This window comes from Alteromonas sp. 07-89-2 (genome assembly GCF_013113925.1).
In the GTDB taxonomy this organism is placed as follows: Bacteria; Pseudomonadota; Gammaproteobacteria; order Enterobacterales; family Alteromonadaceae; genus Alteromonas; species Alteromonas macleodii.
This window is the reverse complement of the sequence record NZ_VTYM01000066.1, coordinates 1-1,581: the sequence shown is the minus strand read 5'-3', so window position 1 is coordinate 1,581 and position 1,581 is coordinate 1. Positions and strand designations below refer to the sequence as shown.

Below are 1,581 nucleotides of genomic sequence, written 5' to 3'. Positions count from 1 at the left end.
TAACACATATGAGCCTCCGGGCTGTCAATGAAAAAAGATAGTCCTTTGACCACTATTTCAAGATCAATACCGTTGCCTTTTTAGAACTCGTTTACTTCGTTTGTCATGGCTGATGTTAGGCAAATCGCCTACGTCAAACACATATAGAGGCTCTTGTTGTTGCTCTTTTCAATTCCTTTTGACTGGCAACGGCACTAGACATTCATCGGTTAACCTTCCTCTGTCCTATTCAAAGCTAAGTGGCTGCATTGACCAGTTAGTATCAGGTTCAGTGAAGGTGTAAGCAAATTCATAAAAAGGTAGTGATGCGCAACAGTGACATGTCTAATCAAACCAACAGGTTCTGGCATGCAGGTATATTTATCGATGCTGCTTTTGCGGAGTACTGCGCGATAAAAAAGATACTCACCATTAAACCAGTTAGACGTTTAAGCTCATGCCACCGTGCGACTTACCCGTTTAAAAAGCGTTCTTCATCGAATACCTGCTGATTCTTCAACATAAAATAAGTACACCGCCCGATTTTGTGAGCGAGTGCAGATAAAGCCTTCGCCTTGCTCATTCTCTTTTGAAGCTTTGCTAAATACCGTTTGGCGTTGTCATTACCTTTAAGGTACAACACCGCTGCTTCACTAAATGCCCATTTCAAATGTGCATTGCCAATCTTATTCCCCTGCGTACCGTGTGTTTTACCGGCCGACTCAGCTTTGCATTTTACTAACCGTGAATACGAGGCAAACTTTTGAACTGATGAAAACCGCTTAATATCACCAACTTCATACAAAATGGTGAGGGCTAGAATTTTCCCAATACCTGGAAACGACTTGAGAATATGTAAATCTGTAGCGCAGTGTGTCTGTGCCTGAGTCTTTACATAATGTTCAATCTTGTAGAGCTCACTCACCATGGTTTCGATAATGTTTAGGTTTAAATCCATGCTCTTCTGCACTGCTTCGTCTGGAAAAAAGTGGCGCATCTTTTCTCTATCAGGAGAGTTTCTTAGATCTAACCGCGTTTCTAATACGGGTAAGTTGTATTGACTGACTGTGCTGGCAACATGCGCTTTCAGCTGGGCACTCATTCGCATTATGTGCGTGCGCCGACGCAGCGCATCACGAATTGAGCGATGCTCCTTTGAATAAGCATGCGCTAGAGGGAAATTCCCTCCCCGCATTAGCTTCGCTATCTTTAGCGCGTCTATTTTATCGTTTTTCGTTTTACCGGCATGTATCGCTTTCATGTAAAGCGCGTGGCCAAGAATAAAATCAATATTGTGCTCTTCACAAAAGTCAGACACCCAATACCAACAGTGCATACATTCCACACCAACAACGATATTGCCTAGATATGGTTTTAGAAGCGCTAACAGTTTATCGGGTGAATCATCGATTTTTTCGTGAACGAGAATGTTGTTTTCATTATCAATGATGCAGACATAGAGCAGTCTTGTGTGAAGATCGATTCCACAATAGTACGGATGTGTATTAGTATAAAAGTTCATTGAGTTTTCTCCCTTGGTTTGGTCGCCTATTAGGATAAACTCTGTTTATGCTGATAGGGAGGAGGCTCAATGATTATCAA

The 1,581-nt window shown here is 42.1% G+C and carries 1 protein-coding gene; it reads right to left on the bottom strand.

All coding sequences use genetic code 11. The features are described from left to right. Positions 1 to 451: 451 nt before the first annotated feature. Positions 452 to 1,501, bottom strand: coding sequence for an IS110 family transposase (locus F0261_RS19695; RefSeq protein WP_061485967.1), 1,050 nt, complete (start codon positions 1,499 to 1,501; stop codon positions 452 to 454). Positions 1,502 to 1,581: the final 80 nt, after the last annotated feature.

Excerpts from the sequence above, each read along its gene's own strand:
- F0261_RS19695 (WP_061485967.1), bottom strand. The coding sequence starts at position 1,501 with ATGAACTTTTATACTAATACACATCCGTACTATTGTGGAATCGATCTT.